The organism is Streptomyces sp. CG 926, assembly GCF_003148825.1.
In the GTDB taxonomy this organism is placed as follows: domain Bacteria; phylum Actinomycetota; class Actinomycetes; order Streptomycetales; family Streptomycetaceae; genus Streptomyces.
This window is the reverse complement of record NZ_QGGZ01000001.1, coordinates 574,018-595,888: the sequence shown is the minus strand read 5'-3', so window position 1 is coordinate 595,888 and position 21,871 is coordinate 574,018. Positions and strand designations below refer to the sequence as shown.

20 protein-coding genes and 1 pseudogene are annotated in these 21,871 nt (G+C 68.9%); 10 read left to right on the top strand and 11 right to left on the bottom strand.

Features of this window, described 5'->3' with window-relative positions; translation table 11 throughout:
* Window positions 1-88: 88 nt before the first annotated feature.
* From BCL76_RS02510 to BCL76_RS02480, 7 genes are all read right to left on the bottom strand, one after another.
* Window positions 89-418 (bottom strand): response regulator transcription factor, encoded by a 330-nt coding sequence (locus BCL76_RS02510; RefSeq protein WP_109777670.1) that lies wholly within the window; start codon window positions 416-418, stop codon window positions 89-91.
* Window positions 415-2,298 (bottom strand): ABC transporter ATP-binding protein, encoded by a 1,884-nt coding sequence (locus BCL76_RS02505; protein ID WP_109777668.1) that lies wholly within the window; start codon window positions 2,296-2,298, stop codon window positions 415-417. The genes BCL76_RS02510 and BCL76_RS02505 overlap by 4 nt, the downstream gene beginning before the upstream one ends.
* Window positions 2,295-2,735 carry a lasso peptide biosynthesis B2 protein gene (locus BCL76_RS02500; protein WP_109777665.1) on the bottom strand — a complete coding sequence of 147 codons (441 nt, stop codon included), beginning with the start codon at window positions 2,733-2,735 and terminating at the stop codon, window positions 2,295-2,297. Before BCL76_RS02500 ends, BCL76_RS02505 begins: the two co-directional genes overlap by 4 nt.
* The gene (locus tag BCL76_RS02495) at window positions 2,732-2,983 is read right to left on the bottom strand and encodes a lasso peptide biosynthesis PqqD family chaperone (RefSeq protein WP_109777662.1); all 252 of its coding nucleotides are present in this window, start codon (window positions 2,981-2,983) and stop codon (window positions 2,732-2,734) included. The genes BCL76_RS02500 and BCL76_RS02495 overlap by 4 nt, the downstream gene beginning before the upstream one ends.
* 10 nt (window positions 2,984-2,993) lie before the next feature.
* The gene (locus tag BCL76_RS02490; protein ID WP_181382410.1) at window positions 2,994-4,610 is read right to left on the bottom strand and encodes an asparagine synthase; all 1,617 of its coding nucleotides are present in this window, start codon (window positions 4,608-4,610) and stop codon (window positions 2,994-2,996) included.
* A 181-nt stretch (window positions 4,611-4,791) separates the two neighbouring features.
* Complete coding sequence (locus tag BCL76_RS02485) at window positions 4,792-4,911, bottom strand: keywimysin-related RiPP (protein ID WP_107069644.1); 120 nt, start codon at window positions 4,909-4,911, stop codon at window positions 4,792-4,794.
* A gap of 260 nt (window positions 4,912-5,171) precedes the next feature.
* Window positions 5,172-5,639: a GntR family transcriptional regulator gene (locus BCL76_RS02480; protein ID WP_109778306.1), complete on the bottom strand. Its 468-nt coding sequence runs from the start codon at window positions 5,637-5,639 to the stop codon at window positions 5,172-5,174.
* 319 nt (window positions 5,640-5,958) lie between these two features.
* Here BCL76_RS02480 and BCL76_RS02475 point away from each other — a divergent pair, with 319 nt between their 5' ends.
* The 6 genes from BCL76_RS02475 to BCL76_RS02450 all read left to right on the top strand — a co-directional run bounded on the left by BCL76_RS02475 (window position 5,959) and on the right by BCL76_RS02450 (window position 11,171).
* Complete coding sequence (locus BCL76_RS02475; protein ID WP_109777654.1) at window positions 5,959-6,432, top strand: helix-turn-helix domain-containing protein; 474 nt, start codon at window positions 5,959-5,961, stop codon at window positions 6,430-6,432.
* A 62-nt stretch (window positions 6,433-6,494) separates the two neighbouring features.
* Window positions 6,495-7,010 carry a hypothetical protein gene (locus tag BCL76_RS02470; RefSeq protein WP_109777652.1) on the top strand — a complete coding sequence of 172 codons (516 nt, stop codon included), beginning with the start codon at window positions 6,495-6,497 and terminating at the stop codon, window positions 7,008-7,010.
* Window positions 7,007-8,152, top strand: a complete 1,146-nt coding sequence (locus tag BCL76_RS02465) for an MAB_1171c family putative transporter (RefSeq protein WP_109777651.1) — start codon at window positions 7,007-7,009, stop codon at window positions 8,150-8,152. Before BCL76_RS02470 ends, BCL76_RS02465 begins: the two co-directional genes overlap by 4 nt.
* Window positions 8,153-8,165: 13 nt before the next feature.
* Window positions 8,166-8,528, top strand: a complete 363-nt coding sequence (locus BCL76_RS02460; protein ID WP_109777650.1) for an imidazolonepropionase-like domain-containing protein — start codon at window positions 8,166-8,168, stop codon at window positions 8,526-8,528.
* 241 nt (window positions 8,529-8,769) lie between these two features.
* A complete protein-coding gene (locus BCL76_RS40285) occupies window positions 8,770-10,194 on the top strand; it encodes a serine/threonine-protein kinase (protein ID WP_181382409.1) in 1,425 nt (474 codons plus the stop codon).
* Between the two features lie 227 nt (window positions 10,195-10,421).
* Window positions 10,422-11,171 (top strand): tyrosine-type recombinase/integrase, encoded by a 750-nt coding sequence (locus BCL76_RS02450; protein ID WP_258309242.1) that lies wholly within the window; start codon window positions 10,422-10,424, stop codon window positions 11,169-11,171.
* Here BCL76_RS02450 and BCL76_RS02445 read toward each other — a convergent pair.
* From BCL76_RS02445 to BCL76_RS02435, 3 genes and pseudogenes are all read right to left on the bottom strand, one after another.
* Window positions 11,156-11,740, bottom strand: coding sequence for a hypothetical protein (locus BCL76_RS02445; protein WP_109777645.1), 585 nt, complete (start codon window positions 11,738-11,740; stop codon window positions 11,156-11,158). The two genes, BCL76_RS02450 and BCL76_RS02445, sit on opposite strands and share 16 nt — an antisense overlap.
* Window positions 11,741-11,821: 81 nt before the next feature.
* Window positions 11,822-12,352 carry an SMI1/KNR4 family protein gene (locus BCL76_RS02440; RefSeq protein WP_181382408.1) on the bottom strand — a complete coding sequence of 177 codons (531 nt, stop codon included), beginning with the start codon at window positions 12,350-12,352 and terminating at the stop codon, window positions 11,822-11,824.
* Between the two features lie 327 nt (window positions 12,353-12,679).
* Window positions 12,680-12,865, bottom strand: a pseudogene (locus BCL76_RS02435) (CorA family divalent cation transporter); the annotation flags it as partial.
* A gap of 319 nt (window positions 12,866-13,184) precedes the next feature.
* Between BCL76_RS02435 and BCL76_RS02430 the strand changes: the two are divergent.
* The 4 genes from BCL76_RS02430 to BCL76_RS38760 all read left to right on the top strand — a co-directional run bounded on the left by BCL76_RS02430 (window position 13,185) and on the right by BCL76_RS38760 (window position 16,417).
* The gene (locus tag BCL76_RS02430; RefSeq protein WP_109777643.1) at window positions 13,185-13,793 is read left to right on the top strand and encodes a hypothetical protein; all 609 of its coding nucleotides are present in this window, start codon (window positions 13,185-13,187) and stop codon (window positions 13,791-13,793) included.
* On the top strand, window positions 13,787-15,214 hold the full coding sequence (locus tag BCL76_RS02425; RefSeq protein ID WP_109777641.1) for a hypothetical protein: 1,428 nt from the start codon (window positions 13,787-13,789) through the stop codon (window positions 15,212-15,214). Before BCL76_RS02430 ends, BCL76_RS02425 begins: the two co-directional genes overlap by 7 nt.
* A gap of 301 nt (window positions 15,215-15,515) precedes the next feature.
* A complete protein-coding gene (locus tag BCL76_RS40450) occupies window positions 15,516-15,725 on the top strand; it encodes a tetratricopeptide repeat protein (RefSeq protein WP_109777639.1) in 210 nt (69 codons plus the stop codon).
* Window positions 15,726-16,246: 521 nt separating this feature from the next.
* Window positions 16,247-16,417, top strand: coding sequence for a hypothetical protein (locus tag BCL76_RS38760; protein WP_181382406.1), 171 nt, complete (start codon window positions 16,247-16,249; stop codon window positions 16,415-16,417).
* Between the two features lie 91 nt (window positions 16,418-16,508).
* Here BCL76_RS38760 and BCL76_RS02415 read toward each other — a convergent pair whose 3' ends face one another.
* Window positions 16,509-21,824, bottom strand: coding sequence for a sacsin N-terminal ATP-binding-like domain-containing protein (locus BCL76_RS02415; RefSeq protein WP_146228301.1), 5,316 nt, complete (start codon window positions 21,822-21,824; stop codon window positions 16,509-16,511).
* Window positions 21,825-21,871: the final 47 nt, after the last annotated feature.

Below are 21,871 nucleotides of genomic sequence, written 5' to 3'. Positions count from 1 at the left end.
GACAAATCATTTCGAACACCGTGCGTCCGTTCCATTGGCCGTGGCGACAGTATTCGCCGTGGATCCGGATCCCGAACGGTCAGCCTTTTCAGGACTCTTTACGGACCGAGCCGGTTCCGGCATCCGCGTGTTCCGTGGAGAACACGTACGAAGCCAGGCAGACGGTCAGGCGTGAGGAGAGTTCGAGCTTTTCCATGACCGCGGCGACGTGTGCGCGCACGGTCCGTTCGGTCACGTGCAGCCGCTGGGCCATCGTCGCGTTCGAGAGCCCTTCGGCGAGCAGGAGGAAGGTCTCCTGCTCGCGCGGCGTGAGTCGGCCGACCCGTTCGAGGGCCGGTGTCCAGTGCGGTGCGCCCGGTACGCGGGCGCCGGCGGTCGCGTGGGGTGCGGTGGCGGTGCGGGCAAGGGTGGGGCTCACGGTGCTGCGACACTCCTGTCTGGGGCGGGCCGGCCGAGGGGCGGCGTGAGGTGGTCGGTGGTCAGCCTGCGATAGAACGGGTCCTCGGCGAGCAGCTGTTCGTGCGTGCCCTCGGCGCCGACACGGCCCTCGTCGAGGACGACGATCCGGTCGGCCGCCCGGACGGTGGACATGCGGTGGGCGACGACGAGCAGGGCGCGTTCTTGGGAGATGTCCCGCAGGACGTCGGTGAGTTCCCGTTCGTTGATGGGGTCGAGTTGCGACGTGGGTTCGTCGAGGAGTACGAGTTCGGGCCGGGCGATCAGCGCGCGGGCAATGGCGACGCGCTGGCGTTCGCCCCCGGAGAGATTGAATCCCCGGTCGCCGACTTCCGTCTCCAGTCCGTTCGCCAGGCGCTCCACGAGTTCTTCGAGATTTACCATCCGGAGCACTTCCCGGATTTCTCTCTCATTCGCCTCGGGTTTCGCGTAGACGAGATTGTCCCGCAGGGTTCCGTACAGAAGGGGCGCGTGCTGCTCGACCAGGCCGATACGGGCCCGGAGGTCGCGCGGATCGACGCCCCTGACGTCGGCGCCGTCGAAGAGGACGTGTCCGCCGTCCGGTTCGTGGAACTTCTCGGCCAGGGAGACGATCGTCGTCTTGCCCGCGCCGGACCGGCCGACCAGGGCGATGAGTCCGGTGCGCGGCACGGAGAACGAGACGTCGCGCAGTACCGGGCGGTCGTCGTACGCGAAGGAGACCCGGCGCAGTTCGAGGAGCGGGGACGGGGGCGATGCCGCGGGCGATGCGGCGGGGGCAGGGAGCGGTACGGGCGTACCGTCCTCCTGGTCCCGCTCGACGGGCAGGCGCAGGACGTCCTCGATCCGGCGAAGCGAGCCGAGGCCGCGCTGGATCAGGCTGAGCGCGTTGAAGAGGCCTGCGAGCGGCATCACCAGGTAGGTGGCGAACAGCAGGAAAGCGACGAGTTCGCTGACGGACATGGAGCCGTCGGAAACCCGGACCGCGCCGACGAGCAGGACGAGGAGGAACGAGCCGTTGACCGCGATCTCCATGGCGGGCCCCACGACGGAACCGAGCTTCGCGGAGCGGACGCCGGCGGTGAAGGCGGCGTCGATGTCCGCGCCGATGCGCTCGGCCTCCCGGTGTTCGGCGCGGGCCGCCCGTACGGTCCTGATGCCGCCGAGGGCGCGTTCGAGGTCGGCGGTCATGGCACCGACACCGGCGAGGGCCTGTTCGGTGCTGGCCCGGATGCCGGCCATCACGCCCGCGACGAGGACGGCGGCGACCAGCAGCGTCCCGGCGACCACGAGGAACATGACGGGGTCGATCCAGAGCATCAGTCCCGCGGCGCCGACTCCGGTGATGGTGACGGTCACGAGCTGGACGAAGCTGCCCGCGACCATGTCCCGCAGCATGGTCGTGTCGGTGCCGACTCGAGAGAGCAGGTCGCCGGCGCGCCGGCCGTCGAGTTCTCGGAGGCGGACGAACAACAGCCGTTCGACGAGCCCGCGGCGCAGGCGCCGGACCACGCTCTCGCCGGTCACGTCCAACAGGTACTGGCCGGCCGCCTCCAGGGCGGCCTGGACGAGGAAGAGAGCGGCCAGCGTCACGACGAGCGCGGTGACGGCCCGGTCGGCTGAGACCCGGTCGATCAGACGCATCGTCAGCAGTGGCTGGAGCAGTCCGAGGGCGGTGCCGGCGACGGTCAGCGCCAGCGCGGCCCCCACGGTCCGGCCGCTGCCGCGCAGCAGGCGCAGCAGATCACGGGTGCCGGGGCGGGCGCCGTCGGCGGGGTTCTCCCCGGGGTGCGCCACGGTCCCGCCCCCGGCTCCCCGGCCGGTTCCGGTCGCGGTGCCGGACGGATTCGCGTGGTCGGTCATGAAGGGCTCCTCTCCTCGCTCCCGGAGCCCACGGTGATCAACCTCCGGAAGTAGCTCTCGGGCAGTTCCTCGCCCACCAGCCGGCCCTCCGCCTCGACCCAGGCGTGGGCGCCGAAGGGCGGCGCGGCGCGGACGCCGACGCACCACGTGGGCCATTCCCCGCGGGCGCGGCAGAGCAGGGCCGTGGCGACCGAGCGCGGCAGGCAGCCCTCACGGCCCGCGCAGACCGCGCTGACCGTGGTAACGGCGCGCCGGGCCCGGTAGGTCCGGTCATGGCCGGCCGGCCGGGCCCCGCGGGACACCACGCCCAGCACCTGTGCCAGCCGGGCCGGCGGCAGGCGCAGCAGGGGCCGGCCCACGGCCACGGCGAGGCGGGCTCCGGCGCGCTGGGCGAACGACGTCCCGGTGTGGGTCTCCGGGACCGGATGGAAGCTCACGGGCCGACCAGCCGGGCGTCGCGCAGGGCGGAGAGCAGGGCGCTCACGTCGGCCTGCGCCCGGTCCGCGTCGACGTCGAACTCGGCGCACAGGGCGTCGGCGACGTCCTTCGCCGGGGTGCCGTCGAGCAGGCCGGCCAGGACCGAGCTGCCGGTCGGATTGAGCTCCCAGTACTCACCCGTACTGCCGTCGAGCAGGACTTTGCCGTAGTCGGTGTCCACCACGGACACGTCCTCACGCAGTTGCATGGGTTCCCCTTCAGATGGTGCGGAGCCAGATCTCGCAGGCGAGAGTGGCGTCGAGGCCGCCGTGCCGGAGTTCGGGCGACGAGGGCCGCAGGGTGATGTCCAGGAGCTTGTCGGCGTCGACCAGTCCGGCCTTGGCGAGCAGCGAGTCCCGCCACAGCTCGGCGAGGCGTTCGCGGTTCTCCCGCAGCCCGTTGGCGGCGTCGGCCGAGGCCTCGCCCTTGGTGGTGCGGCGCAGCAGCGCGTCGGGCATTCGGCCGCGCATGGCGCGCTTGAGTAGCGGTTTGAACTCCCAGGGCGTGGCGCGTTCCTCGGAGCGGACCGACCAGCACGCCTCGACGACACGGTCGTCGAGGAAGGGGCTAGCCAGCGGCAGCCCGCTGTGCTCCGCGACCTGGTGCAGGATTCGGGTGGCCCGCGTGCCGTGGTGCAGGGTGTGGATCTCGTTGTGGAGGGCGCGGGTGGTACCGCGCGGTTGCGCTGTGCGGGCGGCCTCCCGCAGGCTCCGGCGTACGGAGGCGGCGGCGTCGGCGGTGGCCCAGACGGGCAGACGGGGCGGGATGTCCCAGCCGAAGACGTCCGGGCTGTGCGGGGCGGGTCGCGGGGCGGTGACGTCGTCGGCGACGTCCGCGAGCCACTGGCCGTAGGGGCGGCTGTCGGCGAGGACGGCCAAGGTCTCGCGCAGCGACCAGCGGTTCTGGGCGCGGTAGCCGCGGATGCTCCGCAGTGCCGTGAGGGGACGGGTGGTCAGCAGGTCACGGTGGTGGGCGGGATGCCCCCACAGAACGTGGTCGCCGCCCATGCCGGTGAGGTGGAGGCGCGACCCGCGGGCGAGGAGCCGGTCGTGGCCGACCAGCTGGCGCGGCTGGTCGAGGATGGTGGGGAGGGGTTCGTCGACGGGTCCGCGCACGTCCAGCAGACGGCTGTAGAAGAGCGGGATCTCGTCGATGTCGAGCAGGATGTGCTCCAGGCCGTCGATCTCGGCGGCGGCGAGCCGGGCCCACTGCACGTCGTCGTCGCCCGGGTCCCTGCTGGGCATGGTGAGCACGGGTAACGGAGCGGTGCTCACGCCTGCGGCGAGGGCGCAGACGGTGGTGGAGTCGAGGCCGCCGGAGAGATCGGCACTGACGCTTCCGGCGGCGTCCACCCGCAGGCGCACGGCCTCGTCCAGCGCCGTGCGGAGCGCCTCCGCCCCCTCGGCGAGCGGGACTTGTGTCCGCGGGGGCTGCCACCAGCGGACCGTCCGGGGGGCGGAGCGGCCGAAGCGCAGGAGTTCGCCGGGGACGACGGAGTGCACGCCGCGCCACAGGGGGACGTCACCCAGCGGGTGCGGGACGGAGTCCAGCAGCCGCAGGGCGAGGACGTCCTCGTCGATCGGTGCATCGACCAGCCGGGCCAGCACGTCGGCGCGGTTGGCGGCGACGGTGACGCCGTCCTCGATGGCGTGGAAGAGCCGGCGCATCCCCGAGGCGGTGCCGTAGGCGTGGATCTCGCCGTGTGCCTCGGCGATGACGTGGAAGTCGCCGGGGAGGCGCGCGGTGACTCGGTGGATTGCGCCGGGATCGCGCATCCCGGCGATGTGCGCGCTGAGTTCGGGTGCGCCGACGGGGGTGTGCCCGATGAGCGCCACAAAGATTCCCCGGTCGTTGCGGGCCTGGACGGATCTGGCCCAGCTGCCCCGCACGAACGGTCGTCCTGACGGGTGTGTGAGGGTGCGTTCGGCTCGTGCCCCGAGCCGGGAGGCCACGGCGAGGGCGGCCTCACAGTCCGGAAACAGCGCGAACCATCCCTCGCCGTGGCGTGTCATCGGACTACCAGCCCAGGGGCAGACGGACCTTGGGCTCGTGCGGTCCGCGCTTCAGGAATCCGGTGTCCTTGCGGAAGTCACCGGCCTTGGACAGCGCCGGAACCTCGTAGACCTTCTTGGCCATGGTTCTCATCCCTTCTCGCATGGGTTTCTGACGGGACGACCCCCTATTACCCGGGATTTCGGTGGCCGCCTGGAAAGATCCTCGGCCGGTGGGCACCCTCCGCTCAAGGAGCAGCCGGTGGACGACACGGTCCGCGACCGGGGTGGCCGGGCCGCCCGGGCACCACTCGTCAGGGCCGCCACCTGGCACAAGAGGGACCGGGACGAGAAGGATCCGCCGGTCCGGGGCGCGGGATCAGCCTGGTCTTCTTGGGCTGTTGGTCACTCTCCGCATGAGCTTCCTTGGCTCCATCCCGGCCTGCGGCCGCGCACCGCCCCGCGCCGCGCCGCCCTCCCGTGGCGGGCGGCCATCCTGGGCATCCGTTCGATGGCGGAGATGATGGCGGCGCGCGGGATGCCCGAGACGTCCGCGAGGTTGACGACCCGCTGGAGCTGGTCGGAGATGTCGTCGAGGCCCACCGGGCCCGAAGCCGGCAGGACGACGGCGCCGCGACCGCGCCCGAAGTCCACGACCCCTTCGCTGCGCAGCATCCGCAGCGCGCGGAGGATCGTGTTCTTGTTGGCTCCGTACTCCTTGCCGAGCTGGTCGGCGGGCGGAAGGTACTCCCCCTGGGGGTAGAGGCCCGACGCGATGTCCATCCTGAGCTTCGCCCGGATCTGGGCGTAGAGCGGTATTTCGGCGGCACTGCTGTGGAGGTGGATGTTCCCCGTTCCGGACGCAGTTGACATGTGTTGCTCCCCCTTCTGGCTCACGTTGTGCTCCAGCACTCGCGCCATGCCGTCGGCTCGCCGTGCAGGGGACGGGGCAGCCGTGGGACGGCTCCCGCGTGGTCGGTGCGGAGCCGATGGCTGCCTTCGTCGTTCCCCGGGTCCGGTATCGACCCATGTCGATCCTTGGGTAGATCGTGCTTTCACGTCGGTTGACGGCCGGTGCAGCCGTACCGTAGTCCGCACCTTGACGCTCTTCAACCAGAGTGGCGATAGTGGACGTTGTGCCGATTCATCCGAGTGGAAGAACAGAGCTGGCCGGACCAGGGAGGTGGACGTCATGCCAGAGGAACCGGAACACGGCTTCGCCGACAAGCTGAACCGGCTCTTCGAGACCGTCAGACCGGATCCCGACCACGAGTACAGCAACGAGCAGGTGGCCTCCGCCATCCGGGGCACCGGTGTGTCGATCTCCCAGAGCTACATCTGGCAGCTGCGCAAGAGCAGGAAGACCAACCCGACGCTGCGTCATCTGCAGGCGCTGGCAGGCTTCTTCGGAGTTCCTGCGGCCTATTTCGTGGACGACTCGGCCACCGCACGCATCGAGGAGCAGCTCTTGGCCCTCGCCGCCGCGCAGGCGCGGCTGCACGAGGCATCGCAGGGCAGTGACGTGAGGCTGATGGCCATGCGGGCGGGGCAGTTGTCGCAGAAGCACCGCGAACAGGTCATGGATCTGCTGGACGTGGTCTACCGCCTGGAGCAGGCCGAGGGCGGTCCCGGCCAGGACGATGGCCTGAATCGTCCTGGATCGTGATGGTGTGACGCCGTTGGATGGAATTTCCAGGCCTCAGGGAGATTCACCAGCGGAGTTGGCTCGTGAACGAACGTACGTTGCGCAAACGATGTCGGAGCATCCTCAGGGAACTCGGCGTCACCGCCCCCTTGCGGGTCCCCGAGCTGTGCCGGCTCCTCGGTGAGCACCGCGGACGGCCGATCCGACTGGTCCCGTACTCGCTGCCTGTACCGGGCCCGTACGGTCTGTGGATCGCCGGCGCGCACGCGGACTTCATCTTCTACCAGAAGGAGACCAGCCGGGCGCACCAGGACCACATCGTGCTCCACGAGGTCGGGCACATCCTGGCGGACCACGGGAGCGACGAGTCCGAGGACGTCGTCTGGCAGGAGGTGCTGCCGGACCTCTCGATCGAAGTGATCAACCGCGCGCTCCGGCGCACCTCCTACGCCGAGGAAAGAGAGCGGGAGGCGGAACTCGTCGCCACGATCATCCTCGAGTGGGCGTCGGTGCTGGACCGGGTCACGCCCCGCGCGCCGGGTGACGTCTCGGCCCGACGGGTGCACACGGCGCTCGCGGACCGGCAGGGGTGGTTGTGACCGTGCTGTCCCTGGTGCTCGCCGTCGTTCTGTACGGATCGCTGCTCTGGACGGGGCGGCAGGTGGCACGCGATCCCTCCGACCGGCTGCTGCGCGCGGTCTTCCTTTGCATGTTCAGCGCGGGTCTGTCCTTCCCGTTCGGCCTGCCCGTGGTCATCCGCCTCGCCGACGGGTTCGCCGGGGACGGCGCCGCGAAGCTGCTGCAGAACCTCTGCCTGCTCGGAGCCGTGTACTTCCTGGGGTGCTTCTTCATCCACTCGGCGTCCGACCCGGCCGTGGCCCGGACGCGGGTGCGGTGGCATGCGGTGCCGTTCGCCGCGACTGCGGTGATCGCCTCGGCAGCCATGGCTGTGACGCCGCACGCCGAGCGGGGCCACACGTACGCGACGGCCGACATGAGGGTCCCCGGTGTCGCGGTCTTCTACCTCTCGGCCGGCGCCTACCTCACGTATGCCCTGGCGGCGGCGCTGTTCTGGACGGTGCGGTACGCGCGGCTGGCGAGCCGGCCCTTGACGACCGGGCTGCGGATGGTGGCCGCCGCGCTGGCCGGCATGGTGCTGGCCTCGGCGGTACGGGAGTGCGTGACGCTCCTGCGCCTGCTCGGCGGCGGTGTGCCCCACCCAGTGATCACCGGGGCGAAGCTCCTCCTCGACCTCGCGATCCCCCTCTTCGTAGCGGGCGTGGTCTACCCGGGGCTGGTCACGCGCTGGGCCACTATCCGTCTGTGGTGGCACCACGGCCGCGTCTACCGCAGGCTGGCCCCTCTCTGGGAGGCTCTGCACCTGGCGTTCCCTGAGGACGCACTCGAACGCACCGGGGGCGGTCGCCGCTGGGACGTGCTGAGTCCGCGGAGCGTGCACCGGCGCTACTACCGGCGTGTCATCGAGTGCAGGGACGGGCTCGTCCGGATCAGTCCCTATCTGGCGCTGGAGGCGGCCACGGCCGACGTCGAGGCACCACTCACGCCCGAGGTCGCGGCGCGCCATCTGAGGACCGCGCTGCTGGCTTACGCCTCCGGAGAGGACGCGCCCTCCCAGGCCGTCCCGGTCGCGCTGCCCGGCGAGGGCGAGCGCGACGGCAGTCTGGAGAGTGACGTACGGCAACTGATCCGGCTGTCCGAAGCCCTGACAGCACAATCCTGAACGAGGAGTGGCGATGGACACCTTGATCTCGGCCCGGCGCGTGGTGATCGGACCGCATGGCCAGGTCCTGACGGACGGCGCCGTGCTGGTGCGAAACGGCGTCATCGCGGACACCGGACCGCGCCACGATGTGGAGTCCCGTGCCCCCGCGAGCATCCTCCGTCACGACTACCCCGAGGGCACGCTGCTGCCGGGGCTCGTGGACGCGCATGTCCACCTCGTTCTGGACGCGGGTCCCGATCCGGTCGCGGCGCTGAGGGAGGCGGACGACGCGACGGTGGCCGAAGGCATCGCCGAGCATGCGCTCGGTCTGCTGAACGCAGGGCCCTGGGGTCCTGGGCTGCTGCCCTTGAAGGGCTGGAGCGTGTCTCTTTGATGGGTTGATCAGTTGATCGGATGCACCTGTCGGATTGGTGATCACTGAGTAGTACACGCGGACCGCACAGTCGGCATCGACGGTGTTCCCCACTCGGGCAGGGACGGCCCGGTCTGGTCGGCAGCCGCACCGGTCCTGGCACCAGGGTTGCCGGGCCGGCCGCGGGAGGTGGCGCGGCGGCGGGTTCGGATGTTTCCTGATCAATCGCGGGCGGGATACCGTGACCTGCATGCATAGGGGGATGGAGTTAGCCGGCCGCTACCAGCTCGACAGCCGGTTGGGGCAGGGTGGGATGGGAGAGGTATGGGCGGCTTTCGATCTGCGGCTGCGTCGTACCGTCGCGATCAAGATGGCGCTGGCCACGCATTTGCGTGATGACCGGCTTGCCGCCCGGGTCCTGGCCCGCTTCCACCGTGAAGGCGAGGCAGCCGCCCGGCTGAACCACCGCAACATCGCCGTCGTCCACGACCTCGGCGAGCACCGGGAGACGAGAGACGACGGGCAGGAGGAAGTCTCTCCGTTCCTCGTCATGGAGTTTCTGGAAGGGCGTGATCTCGCGACGGTCCTACTCGAGGACCACCCCGGCGGGCTTCCCCTGGAGAAGGTGCTGGAGTACGGCGCTCAGGTGTGCGACGGGCTGGCCGCCGCCCACGCGCGGAACATTGTCCACCGCGACATCAAACCGTCCAACCTCATGCTGCTCGACGACGGCACCGTCAAGATCTGTGACTTCGGGATCGCCCAGATCCAGGACGGCACGCTCGGCCTGACCACGACCGGAGCCTTGCTCGGCAGCCCTCTCTACATGGCTCCCGAGCAACTTCGTGGACGGACAGCGACGCACTCGGCCGACCTGTACGCCCTTGGTGTCAGTCTGTACGAGCTCCTCACGGGGCGCGCCCTGTTCACAGCGGACTCCGCGTACGCCGTCATCGCCATGCACCTGTCCACCGTTCCCGAACCGCCCAGCACCCGCCGGCCCGCCATCCCGCCCGGCATCGACACCCTCGTCACCTCTCTCCTTGCCAAAGAACCCGCCAGCCGTCCCTTCACTGCCAAAGACGTCGCCGCACTCCTGCGCTCCGCCCGCCTTGCCCCCGGGACACCCCTCGATCCGACAGCGGAGGTCTCGGAAACCGAGGAGCATCACCACCTGCAGGCCGCCGAAGCCGGAGATACCGAGGCCATGTTCAGCCTCGCGCTGCTGCTGGAGGACACCGGGCGCACCGCTGAGGCGGAAGCCTGGTACCGGAAAGCCGCCGACACGAGAAACGCCGACGCCATGAACAACCTCGGACTACTGCTGGAGGGCACGGGGCGCGGGGACGAGGCTGAAACCTGGTACCGGAAGGCCGCAAATGCTGGGAACGTCAACGCCATGCAGAATCTCGGACTGCTGTTGCTGAATTCCGGGCGCAGCGGCCAGGCGGAAGCTTGGTACCGGCAGGCCGCCGATGCCGGCAACGCCGTCTGCATGAACAACCTCGGAGTCCTGCTGCACAACAGCGGACGCAGCGGCCCGGCGGAACGCTGGTACCGGAGAGCCGCCGACACCGGCTTCATCGACGCGATGTTCAACCTTGTAGTCCTGCTGCAGGACACCGGGCGCCCCGCCCAGGCGGAAGCCTGGCACCGGAAGGCCGCTGCGGCCTCTGACGGCGCATAGCCTGCGAGGGTTCCCAACCTTGCCGCCGCGAGAGTGGGAGCACGGGACACCGGCGACGCCGAGGGTCATCCCCGCCTACCGGAGACGGGTCACCGGCCCCGAACGCAATGGCTGAAGCCCGCACAGACCGCGCTCCGAGAATCGTCGTATCCCCATCGGGGTCTTCCGGCCGCATACGCGGGTCGAGGGACCCCGCTGGTCCCTCTATCCTTCCGCACCTCGGTGCGGTGGCGCTGCGCGACGTGTCGGCGACCGTCCTGCGCGGCTACGTAGCCACGCTCGAAGGTGAGTGCTCTCCGCGGTACGCCCGGCAGATCCTCACCTCGCTGTCGAACATCTTCGAGACCGCGATCGACGACAAGCGCCTCGTCCGCAACCCGATGCGGGCCAAGACGGTGCGTTGGCCGAAGGCTCCCGACGAAGATCGTGACGCCTGGCCGCTGGCAACGGCGCAGAGGGTGCGGGACGTGATCAATCCCCGGTACCGGATCGCGGTCGTCGTCGCGCTGGGGTGTGGGCTGCGCCAGGGAGAGCTGTTCGGGCTGTCGCCGAGGGACATCGACTTCGAACGCGGTGTCATCCGGGTACGCAGGCAGGTGCAACTTCTCCCCGGGCGGCTCTATTTCGCCCTGTCCAAGGGAGGCAAGACGCGCATCGTCGACATGCCCCGGTCTGTGGCCGTGGAACTGGCCGCGTACTTCCTCGACCATCCGGCGGTCGACGTCGAGCTCCCCTGGGGCGGACCGGAGCCCGACCGGCTCCGGCACACCTACGCCTCGGTCCTCCTCGAAGCGGGCGAGTCCATCGTGACGCTCGCCCGGTGGCTCGGTCACTCAAGTCCGACCATCACCCTCGACCACTACGCCCACTTCATGCCGGAGGCCGGCGGAAAGGGACGCGCGGCCATCGACGCACTACTCGGCACGGTGCCCGAGTACGTACCCGAGGGCCTCGTCCCCGCTCAGGGCGGCACCTGACGTCCCGCACCGAAGGAGCTTGCTTGTGCCCGGCAGTGCTCCAGCCCCGCTGTCACCTCCGCCTGGTCGGGGCCGTCCCCGGTCGCCAGTAGTTCCCCGGCCGCAATCATGGCCGCCCAGAAATCGGGGGGCGAGCCCCGTCCGTCCCGGAACCGCGTTTTCGCGAAGTACAGGAAGATCTTCGTGAGTTCCCCGCTACGGAAGCACGCGAGAAGGCTGCCGGGGTAGCCCCCGCGGGCGCCGGCCGCGGTCCCCAGTAGGTCGCGGATCCGTTCCTGGTGAGCGTCCAGCACCCGGTCCACGACGAACACGTCCACGAAGGCCAGAACCGAGGCGACGAGGTCGTCCTCGCCCACCGTGAACTCCTCGAAGAGGGGGCGAGCCTCGTGGATTCGGGCTTCGGCGTCAGTCCTGGGGACTCCGAGGGCCAGACACACGACCAAGGCGGAGGCCTCCCAGTCGCTGTTGCGCGCGGCCAGTGCGACGAAGACCTCTTCGGCGTTCCGTCCGACGGCCAGCATCGCGCGGGCCTCCAGGATCAGTTCGTCCTCGTCTTCCTCATGACTCATGGCCAGAGGTTACAGAGGTTCTCGAATGCGGCGGGCACGGCCAGGGGCGCAGGCGAATGTCCGCAAACGACCGCACCGGGTTCAGCGGCAGAGTTCCATGATGGTGTCGTCGAAGTCGGGGAACTCCTGGGCTGCCAGCTCGATCACGGCTGCCGCCGACCGGCGCCGGTGCGGTGCGAATCCTTCGGCGATGGCTGCCAGTTCCGGGTTGGGGTGCGCCTTCCAGCCGGGCTCGTAGGAGGTGGCGGCTTCCCAGGGGCCGAAGCCGTCGGCCAGGAGCCACAGGAAGTCGCCCAGGTCGCGGGCGACGACGCCGGTCTCGCCCTCCGAGCCGAGGAAGACGATGGGCTGCTCGGCCAGAGGGCGGCTTGGGCGGACAAGCCAGATCGCCGCGTACCCGCCCGTGCCGTCCTGTCCGAACACGCGGAAGTCGTCGCCGTCCAGTTCGCTGTTCCCGGTCCATGCCTGGAACCAGTCGGTGGTGTCGGCGGCGGACAGGAAGGCCGGGAAGGCTTCGAAGTCGACCCCGGTCTTCCCGTCGGCGTAGTCGAATCGAACGGCCATCGCGGTGGCGAGCGCGGCGGGGAACTGGCGGTCATCGGTGGGCTTCACGGAGACAGGCTAGACAGGGGGTCGGACATCGACGTCCCACGGGCAAGGTCGTTGGACGACTGCCGGCTCTCAGTCGTCGGGGGAGACAGGCCAGGCCTGGTCGCGACAACGGGTGGCACAGCATCTGCTGTGCCACCCGTTGTCGTTACCCTCCGCAATCGCGCGCCGTCGAAGGTGGTCGGCGGTGCGGGAGGGCTGGCCCCAAGGTGCGGCGGAACGACCGGCATGGTCGGGCTGCGGATTCTCCCCAGATTCTCCCCAGGGGTCCTACGGACCACTTCTCGACGTTCGCAGGAGCTAAGTTGATCAATGGTTCTGCTATGTGATCTACAGCCAGTCGCGCTTCTTGAAGATGACGTACAGGCTGACGCAGACCACCGCCATGAGGAGGATGGCGAAGGGGTAGCCGCCGGCCCACTTGAGCTCCGGCATGTCTTCGAAGTTCATGCCGTAGATGGTGCCGACCAGGGTGGGGGCGAAGAGGATCGCGGCCCAGGCGGAGATCTTCTTGAAGTCATCACCCTCACACCGCTGACCTGCGGAAACCAGCAGTGCAGGCGGTCCGACCTGCGGCGATCCGCCTTTCCGGCCCTTTCGCCGTGCTGCCCGTGTGTACGGCCGATCCTCCCCAGCTGCTCCCCAATGGGGCTTCATTCTCCCCAGATTCTCCCCGGCCGAGGACACCGCAGCGAACAGATCGTGGCTGGTCAAGGCATGGTTCGGATACACGGCCCCGCTACGTGTAGTGCGTGCAGGTGCCGACCGGTGGCCGACAGAGGGTGGCCGGTTTCAACCACTTGAAGCGGAAACGTAGCTGAGGCACCCTTTCCCGGTGCCGGGTGAAGAAGCGCACCTCATAGGTGCAGAGGCCGTCCAGCGGGCGAAGAGATGGCTCGAGGGCACCATGCGCGTGGCCCAGTCGTACACCAACACGGACGGTGCCTGGGCGAAGAAGCTTACCCTCCACTGGCCGCACGGTAATGAGAAGCAGTTCTCATACGACCTCGGTGGGGTCATGCGTGGCGGGGACTGGGATGGCCAGATGTTCTGCGCCGAGGTCAAGTGGCGCCGGAACTCAAGTGATCAAGGTACGGAGTACAAGAGCTTTCTGGCCAAGTGCTACGTCGCGCTCAGCAAGGACTACATGCTCGGCGATCACTACATGTGGATCAGCTGGGCGCCGTTCCGTGCACGCGATTGGGACGTGCTCACAGCACCGGACGCGATCCGGGAAGCCGTCCTGGCCGAAGCGGTTCGCGCTTTGGGCACGGAAGATCTCGACGAAGCCCGGGAACTGATCAAGGACGAGATCGTCAATGAGCTGTCGGCGCGGCTCTGGATCGTGGTCATGTCGGAGAAGCAGGAGAAGCTCGTTCCACTCGACGACTGGCGTGGAGTCGTCGCCCGCTTCTACAACAGCCAGGGGAAGACGTCATGGTGACTCCCGTCGAACCTGAGATCGATCGCGCGCTCGACCACCCCGACCCCCGTGAGGCGGTCGAACGGGTGAAGGACGTGGTGCAGCGTCGGCTGCTTGCGGTGTATCCCTCGGCCAAGATCGTCCGTACCACCTTCTTCAACCACACCTACGTTCCTGACCTGCTGATGACATGGAAGAGCGGCAGCCGGGCGGCTGAACGGCGGGTCTATCTGCGGGCTTCCTCCGATCCGGTTCTCCTCGCCAACGACGTGATGTTGCTCGAACGAGAGCAGCAACCGCTCGTCGTGCCGCTGGGGCAGGTCGGAGAAGGTCCTGCGTGGACTCGACTGGACAACATCGCGGGGGAGCGGCAGACGCTCGTTCTGGATCCCTTCGGGCTTGGGGCCCTGCCTTCCCACTCGGCGACCCGCTCGCCGGTTGCACTCGCTTCCGACGCGATCGTCGAAGGCGGTCGCGGGATCATGGGACAGGACCAGGTGGAGCAGTTCCTCGCCTCGGTGGACCTGGGAGTGGGTGCGGCCCGTGAGGGCCGGGAGGCCCCGACTCGTGCCGCTCTGACCACGCTTGGCCGGCGCACGACCCCGGGTGTGGCGCACCGGCTTTCCAGTTTCATGGCCGCAATGTGGCAAGGCAGCGGCCGGTCGATGACAGACTTCCCTGGCGAGGTGCCGCTGCGCTCGTCCCTCGACGCGACCTCTTTGAGCCTGCTGTTGTCCTCGGAGGAGATCGGCGACGAAGACTTCTGGCGGCGTATCCAGCCGCTTGTGGACATCAAACCGCTGCTCGACAGCGGCATTACAAGCACCGAGAATCTGCAACACCTCATGCGCAGCGCCGTCGGCGCATGGAAGGCCCATGTCTGCATGGTCGTCGAAGGGCGCAGCGCGGGCACCGGTGCGGGTGGCAGTTGGCGGTGGATGGTGGACCGAGGGCGACTGGCTTTGCAGGGGCCCGATTTCATTGCGTACATCGCTGGCAGTCGCAAGGATCTGGAGTTCCCCGAGGAGCACGAGGTTCCGTTGCTGGCCGAGGTACGTGAGCGGGCGAACAGACACGGCATCACGCTCACGTCGATTCGCATGATGACGCCGAACCGGAGTATCGGATACGACTCGCCTGGCGAAGATGTCACCAACGACCCGCAACTGGACGGGATCAGCGCGGCACTGGGGCAGGAGGAGGGGGTCGTCGAGGCTCTGGCTATGACGCCCGGGGGGTACGCCTTGAGGTGTAACTTTTCCACACAGACGGCTGGCCCGCCCGGCGCTCGGGCGTTGCTCGTCTACGCCGATCTTTTGGGGACCGCTCTCCGCCTTCTGCGGCCATTCGGTGAGGAGAACGCGGCCGTGCTGCGCGACCTGCTGGGTGGAGGGCCTGTGCCGTCGGCACAGTGGTCGCAGCCGCCCCTGCCAGAGGCGTAAGCAGAGGACAGAGGGAAGGCCGAGTTCCGTTGTCGGGGGGCCGTGTTCCCAATCACCTCCTGGCGCCGCCGATGGACTTGCCGTCTGTATTGCGAGCTACGCCGAGCTCTGGACCTGCGAGGCAGGACTGAGCCACAAAGGGCGTGGAGCACACCCCAACGGAGCGCTTCGCTCGGACGAGGCGCGCTTCTGCGGGTCGTGCATTTCAGCTTGTCGGCAGCCGCACCGATCCTGGCACCAGCATTGCCGGATTGCCGGATTGCCGGGCCAGCCGCGGGAGGTGGCGCGGCGGCGGGTTCGGATGTTTCCTGATCAATCGCGGACGGGCCTCGGAGTCCTGCTGCACAACAGCGGGCGCATCGGCCCGGCGGAACGCTGGTACCGGAGAGCCGCTGCCACTGGCTACATTGACGCGATGCACAATCTCGTAGTTCTGCTGCAGGACACTGGGCGCGCCGCCCAGGCGGAGGCCTGGCACCGGAAGGCCTCTGACGCCTCTGACGGCGCATAGCCTGCGAGGGTTCCCTACCCTACAGACATAGAGTGGGAGCACGGGACACCGGCGACGCCGAGGGGCATCGCCGCTCACCGGCGACGGGTCTCCAGCCCCGAAGGCAATGGCCAATGCCCGCGCAGCCCGCGCTCTGAGAATCGCCTTGCCCGATCGGGGTCTTCTGGCCGCATACGCGGGCCGGGAAACCCCGCCGGTCCCGCTATGGGGCCGAGGCGAATCCAACCTCGGCGCCGCCACAGCTGACCGCGATGACCAGCAGGCTGACTGGTGGCCTACCCGGCGACACCACGCGTCAGTGAAGTCGTCTCCCTCACGCAGCTGACCTGCGGAAATCGGGTGTGCAGGCGGTCTGGCCTGTAGCAATCGGCCCTCCGGCTCTTTCTTCCTGCTGCCCGTCTATGCAGTCGACTCCCCCAGCGGCCCCCCACGAAGCCTCATTCCTCCCCAGCTTCCCCCAGGGCAGGTAGCTTCTGGCGGTGGATTGCCGCTGAGTGGGACTGTGGGACGAGGAGGTTGTTGTGGCCGATGAGTCTGAGCGGCCTGTTGCCGCCACCGTTGTGGTGGACAAGGGGCGGTTTCTATTGGTGCGGCGTCGCATCGCGGAAGCGCAACTGATCTGCCGACCCGACGACTCCCCGTCGGGCGTGCCCCCTGGCGAAGCCGGGCTGCAGGTCGCCAAGCGTTTCTGATGAGGAGGCACACTGGTCGTCTCTGATGTGGTGCAGGGCCTCGATCTACCAGTGCTCGCACATGAGTTCGGCGAGCATCATCAGGGAACCTCTACCGTGAGAGGGTGAAGCGGAGCCGCATCCTCGTACTGACGAGTTCGTAACCAGCCAGGCCTGGTGCGCCGAAGGGATTAGGTAGCGGGGTGATGCGGCGGCGGGTGCGGTCCAGGACGTCAGAGATGTACACGATGATGTACGTCTCGTCCGGGCCCAGGTGAGAGGCCCGTTCCACCTCGGAGTCTCCGAGGATGAACTCACCGCTGTTGCCGACCGAGGCCTTGACCTCGTACAGGTACGTCCGGTCTCCGTCGTGGATGAGGAAGTCGTAGCCCAGCCTGTCGTCCCCCAGGCCGCCGGCGATGACATGGGAACGCAGGCTGGATTTCCAGGAGGTCTCCTCGGGGACACCGAACTGCTGACGTAGCCATGCACCCGCGACCGTCTCACCGGCGAGGCCGATGGCTGTGGTCTTGTCCTGGTCGGTGGTGGGGGCGCGGTAGCCGCCGGATCCGCCGCCTGACCCCAATGCTCGACGGGGTTTGCCAACGACCGGGGCCAGGAACCCTGTCGGCTGGGCGGGCGTGGCCAGTTGCTCGGGGGTCAGATCGCCGGCGACCGCCTGGGCAAGTTCCCTTAGTTCGTCCGGCTGGGTAGGCAGGGGCATCCCGTTGAGCAGGATGTGCGGTCCGGGTTTCCCCGCCACGGGGTTGGACCCGGACGGTGAGCTGTTACCGGAACGCTGCCCGGGCAGTGGCACGTGAGACGTATCCAGGCCCAGTTCGGCTCGTCGGTCCGTCGCGGGCATCCCGTCGGGCCAGTAGCCGTGGCCCTTCAGCCAGCCGATGAGGACCGCAGAGGTGAGTGCCTCGAAATCGAGCGAGCCCTCTTCGTCCAGCTTCTGGACGAGGTCGGCGGCACCCGGCAGGGAGGGAGCCGATGCGGTACCTGCGCGTCGTGTCCACTCCTCGATGAGGCCTCGTAGCCTAGGCAACGATCGGTGGACCGCGCCGATGGACGTCTCGCGGACCTCCTCCAGGGGGCGCAGGGTGATCTGTCGATGGAGCGGAGCCGGAAGTCGGGCCGCGGCCCAGGCGTCCGCGTGGAACTGGAGCAGCTCGGGTGACAGGTCCCACAGGGTCGTGTGCCACAGGGGGTCGGGCTCGAATCCCGGCAGCGAGCGCAGCCTCAGGTATCCGGCGAGGGAGCGACCCGACCGGTGCACGCCGGCGTGGGCGTCGCGGACCCGCGCGGCGAGGGCCGGCTGGTTCCGTTGCAGCCACGCCTCAAACTGCTGTCGGTGCCTGGCCTGGTGGTCGAGCGTGGGCAGCCCCAGGGTCCGCCACGCCTGGTTCGCGTCGGCCAGCGAGACTGACAGCTCCGCCAGTTGTCGCTGCCGGTCGTCATCGTCGAGCAGCCGCAGCAGCACGTCCGCACGGTGGATATCGAGCCTGCCCGCAAGCCAGTCACGCAGTTCGGCACGACCGTGGAAGGTCTCCAGGATCCGCTGCAGCTCCTCCGCGAGGTCGATGTCGACGCAGGCGAGGAGAGGGACGAGCAGGGCGCTTCCGGAGCGCCGCGAGGCCCGGTCCGCGAGGACGAGTTCCAGCCTGCGCAGGGGCACGTCGAGTGCGGCCGCGATCTGCTCGTCGTCGATCTCCTCCGTCTGCGGGCAGCGCTCCTGTAGCTCGATGAGCGCCGCGCGCAGGCCCTTGGCTAGGTAGGGCGCGCCGACGAGACCGGCGAGCCCCGCCGCCGCGTTCCGCAGCAGCCGCCACTTCGTGGGCTCTCCCGTGTGCAGGATGACGAGGCACGGTTGCGTAGGGTCCTGGTGCAGGAGCGAGTGATCGGCGGCCTCTTCGATCCTGTGCCCGGCGACCCAGACGACGGCCTCGCGCGCCACGCTGAACTCGCACGCCTGCAAGCGCCGGAGTACTTCCGGCAGCGCTACGGGGTCCGGGCGCGAGGACCTTTCCTCATCGAGCTCCACCGCCGCTGCCACGAACGTGCGGAGCCATGGACCCGCGTATGCCAGCAGCGATTCGCGCGGTGCCTGGCCCAGGGGCAGGACCCCTGCGCGGATGTCGGTGTCGGCTTTGCTTGCGAGGCGGACCGCGAATCTCCCTCGCGTCTTCAGGTACCTGTGGATCCGCAGGCCGAGCATTCTGTCCTCGACCGGCAGGAGGGGAACCGGGACGCGTTCGAGTAGTTTCTGGTTCTGTGCCCCCTGCGGGTCGGGTACGTAGACGGTCTCGCCCTCCGTCACGCTCCGATGGGCCTCCAGTGCACCAGCCCGTGCGACGAGCAGGAGGTCCGGCGCTGCCAGGGAGGTTGCTGCGCCCTCGGGTGCGGAGAGCATTTCCGACCACGCCTGCTCGTATGCCCGGCTCAGCGCGTACCGGTGCATCCCTTGGCGAAGGTACCCGTGCTCCTCCACGAGGGCGGGGAGATGACGGAGCCGGTCGGATGCGCTCCGCGGATCGTCCCAGGCGCGGATGCCCAGCAGACGCAGCCGGTCGGGCACCCCCGCGGACTGCCGCCGACGCAGCGCAGGGGGAACCACGGTCAGGTAGTCGGGTGGAGTCTCGTGGGAGTACCACCACCATGCCGTCGCGGCCGGGGCGAAGGTGACCCCGCCTCCCTGAGCGGGCATCTGGGGGATCCAGGGTGCCTGGGCGAGGAAGGCCGACAGCGGGGTCGGCCACGGAGTGCCGTAGCTGTCTGACACGGGACGGACGAACCTCGTCTCGAGATCGCTGTCCTGCCAGGTCCCAAGACCATGCACGATAAGTTCCGCGTACAACCGGCGGCTCTGCTCATCGAACTCGGCGTAGTCGTACTGGCCGGGGAGTACGGCCAGCGCCTTGCGGGACGGGTGGTATTCGACAGTGGCGTGGGCGACAGGCCGTCGATTGGGCCAGTGTGCGGCGGTGTCACGCCACTGCTTGGGGAAGTCGCCGCCCGCGTCCCTGTGCCACATGCCGGAGAACCACCATTCCGGCCTGTTGAGTCCCTCCCCCCTGACGCCGCCCGAGAACGCCTCGTAGTGGGGCCGCAGGCCATGGTGTACGCCGTTGCGTTCCAGGAACCGCAGCATGGTCTGGGGAGTCAGGCCCGATTCCCCGCAGATCTCCTCGGGTTTCAGCAGGAGCCAGCCGGCAGTCGTCGCCAGTACGGGGATGCCTGGTACACCATCCAGGAAGCGGGTCAGGGTCTCGTCCACTGAACGGTGGTCCCCGGGCCAGCCGGGTCCGAACATGGCCCGGTTCGCCTCCAGCCACCCACCACGGGTCGGTACGGTCAGTCCCTGCAGCGTGGGTGCCCTACGGCCGGCTCCCTCTAGCGCGGTCGATACCGAGCAGAGGTACCGCAGGCACTGGAACCGCAGGCTCTCGTCGTGGCCGTCGGCTCCCATGGCCGCCGTGACCACACGGAGAACGGCCTCGGCCCCGTACTCCTGGACCAGGCGCTCGGACTGCAGCCAGCGCCGCCCCGAGGCCCGGCGCTTGGCGCGCTTTCCGGACCAGTCGAGCGACTCGTGGACGAAGAAGAGGTGATCGGCAAGCCCTGCGGGCAGGGCCGGGAGGCCGGACGCGGAGTCGGTGCCTCGTTCGAGGAAGACGCTCTCGGCGCCGGCGGGGGCGAGGGTCATCGCGGAACTGAGGATGATCTCCTTGCCGTTCAGCGCCGAGGCATTCGGGAAGTCGACGGACAGGTCGTAGTAGAAGTCGGCCCACCAGCCCGGGTCGAGGGGATCCTTGAGGGTCCTCTGCGCCAGCCTTTCGGCCCACTCGGCAACCTGAGTCTGTCCCGGGGTGAGACCAAGCCGGCGTGCGTTGGCCAGCACGGCGAGGCGACGCAGCCGGGCAGGGTGGAGCCTGGGGTCGATGAGGTGTTCCAGGCCCGTGGCGGCGAGGGCGCCCGGGGTGAACACCTTCGCGGTGTCCTGGCCGGTCCACAGGTATCCGTACCGGAAGGAGGTACGCCCACCGGCCGGGGCGAGCACCGACATGAACGGCACATGGTCCAGGTCGTGGCCGAGCGTGTCGAACGCCGCTTCCAGCCGCTCCACCTGGTCCGGGCTCCAGCACATCATGTCGGTCAGTGCCCCGGCCGGCAGCGGGAGACGCCCCTGGCCGCCGAGCAGGACCGCACGGGCGCAGGCCGTCGCGAGGGTGTCCAGCAGAAGGTCGTTCCAGGGCATGGCCTCGTTGAAGGACCGCCGGTTCAGTTCGGCGAAGAACGGCGCGTTGACGAAGCCGTTGAGCGGCGAGGAGATCTGCTCCCCCATGGGGAGGAACGTATAGAGCCGGCCGCGGTCCAGGGGATCTCCGACCGGAACGGCCACGCTGACCTCGGCCTTCTTCTCCCACACCGCCCAGTCGGGGCGCATGGTCCCCTCATCAACGGAGGTTGCGATGGCCGTCCGGGCCAGCTGCTCGTCGACCCTCGCCCGCACCAGGATCAGGCGCATCCCCCTGCGCAGCGTGACCTCTTGGACGGTGAGGCCCTGGTAGCGGTAGAGCTGGCGCACCGTGCGGTCGTAGCTCTTGCGCTGGGTCCTGCCTGCCGTCCTGCGGCCGAGGGTCACCCGTTCCAAACGGTCCAGGAAGAGCTCGAAGGGGGCCGCACCGTCCATCAGTTCACCGAGCTGATCCCGGGCGGCCTTGGCCGCTTCCGGCGAGCGCAGCGGAAGCCGGACGACGGTGACGAAACCCCGCCGCCCGAAGCGCTGGGTGGCCTCCGGCACTTCGTCCAAGGGGATCGGCACTTTGAGCCGGAAGAGGTTGTCCTCCAGGTGGGCAGCCAGGCCTTCCTGGTTGGGGTCGACTTGACGGGCCAGCCAGGTGAAGTCGCCCGGCAGGGCGAAGCGGAAGCAGAAGCCGTCGAACGTCTTCGAACCGGCCCGTGACACGCTGTACAGCTCGGGCGACTCGGTGAGTTGGAGAACGCTCTTGAAGCCGACGCCCTTGTGCCCGATGCCCTCGTCGGGGCGCTTGCTGGAGAGCCCGATGTTGCACAGGTCGACGAAGTCCCCCGCACCCAAGGGCCTTCCGCCGTTGGCGACGTACAGGGTGCCGTGTTCGCCCTCGTCCTCGTCGAGGAGGATCTCGAGGCGCCCGTCTAGGGCACGTGAGGGGTGTGCGTCGTGGGCGTTCTGCAACAGCTCGATCAGAACTCGCCCCTGGTACTCGGGCGCGATGATCCTCTCAGCGACGGATTTGAGTTCCTGGGCCGACTGCCGGCCGTCTTGCCAGTCCCGCAGGCAGCCACGGGCCTCCATGAGTGCCCGGTCCGTGACCGTCTTGCGCCAGGTGGCGGACTTGCGAGACCGCGCCTGCGCGGACCGACTACGTTCAGCACCCGTCACGTCGTACCCCCCCCCGAGACAACCGCAAGATGATCTTATCAGCGGGT

What these genes read in the sequence shown, in the direction of transcription:
- BCL76_RS02460 (WP_109777650.1), top strand. Translation starts at nt 8,166, where the DNA reads ATGGACACCTTGATCTCGGCCCGGCGCGTGGTGATCGGACCGCATGGC.
- BCL76_RS02445 (WP_109777645.1), bottom strand. Translation starts at nt 11,740, where the DNA reads ATGAGTCATGAGGAAGACGAGGACGAACTGATCCTGGAGGCCCGCGCG.
- BCL76_RS02485 (WP_107069644.1), bottom strand. Translation starts at nt 4,911, where the DNA reads ATGGCCAAGAAGGTCTACGAGGTTCCGGCGCTGTCCAAGGCCGGTGAC.
- BCL76_RS02495 (WP_109777662.1), bottom strand. Translation starts at nt 2,983, where the DNA reads ATGCAACTGCGTGAGGACGTGTCCGTGGTGGACACCGACTACGGCAAA.
- BCL76_RS02480 (WP_109778306.1), bottom strand. Translation starts at nt 5,639, where the DNA reads ATGTCAACTGCGTCCGGAACGGGGAACATCCACCTCCACAGCAGTGCC.
- BCL76_RS02425 (WP_109777641.1), top strand. Translation starts at nt 13,787, where the DNA reads ATGGTGACTCCCGTCGAACCTGAGATCGATCGCGCGCTCGACCACCCC.
- BCL76_RS40450 (WP_109777639.1), top strand. Translation starts at nt 15,516, where the DNA reads ATGTTTCCTGATCAATCGCGGACGGGCCTCGGAGTCCTGCTGCACAAC.
- BCL76_RS02505 (WP_109777668.1), bottom strand. Translation starts at nt 2,298, where the DNA reads ATGACCGACCACGCGAATCCGTCCGGCACCGCGACCGGAACCGGCCGG.
- BCL76_RS02475 (WP_109777654.1), top strand. Translation starts at nt 5,959, where the DNA reads ATGCCAGAGGAACCGGAACACGGCTTCGCCGACAAGCTGAACCGGCTC.
- BCL76_RS40285 (WP_181382409.1), top strand. Translation starts at nt 8,770, where the DNA reads ATGGAGTTAGCCGGCCGCTACCAGCTCGACAGCCGGTTGGGGCAGGGT.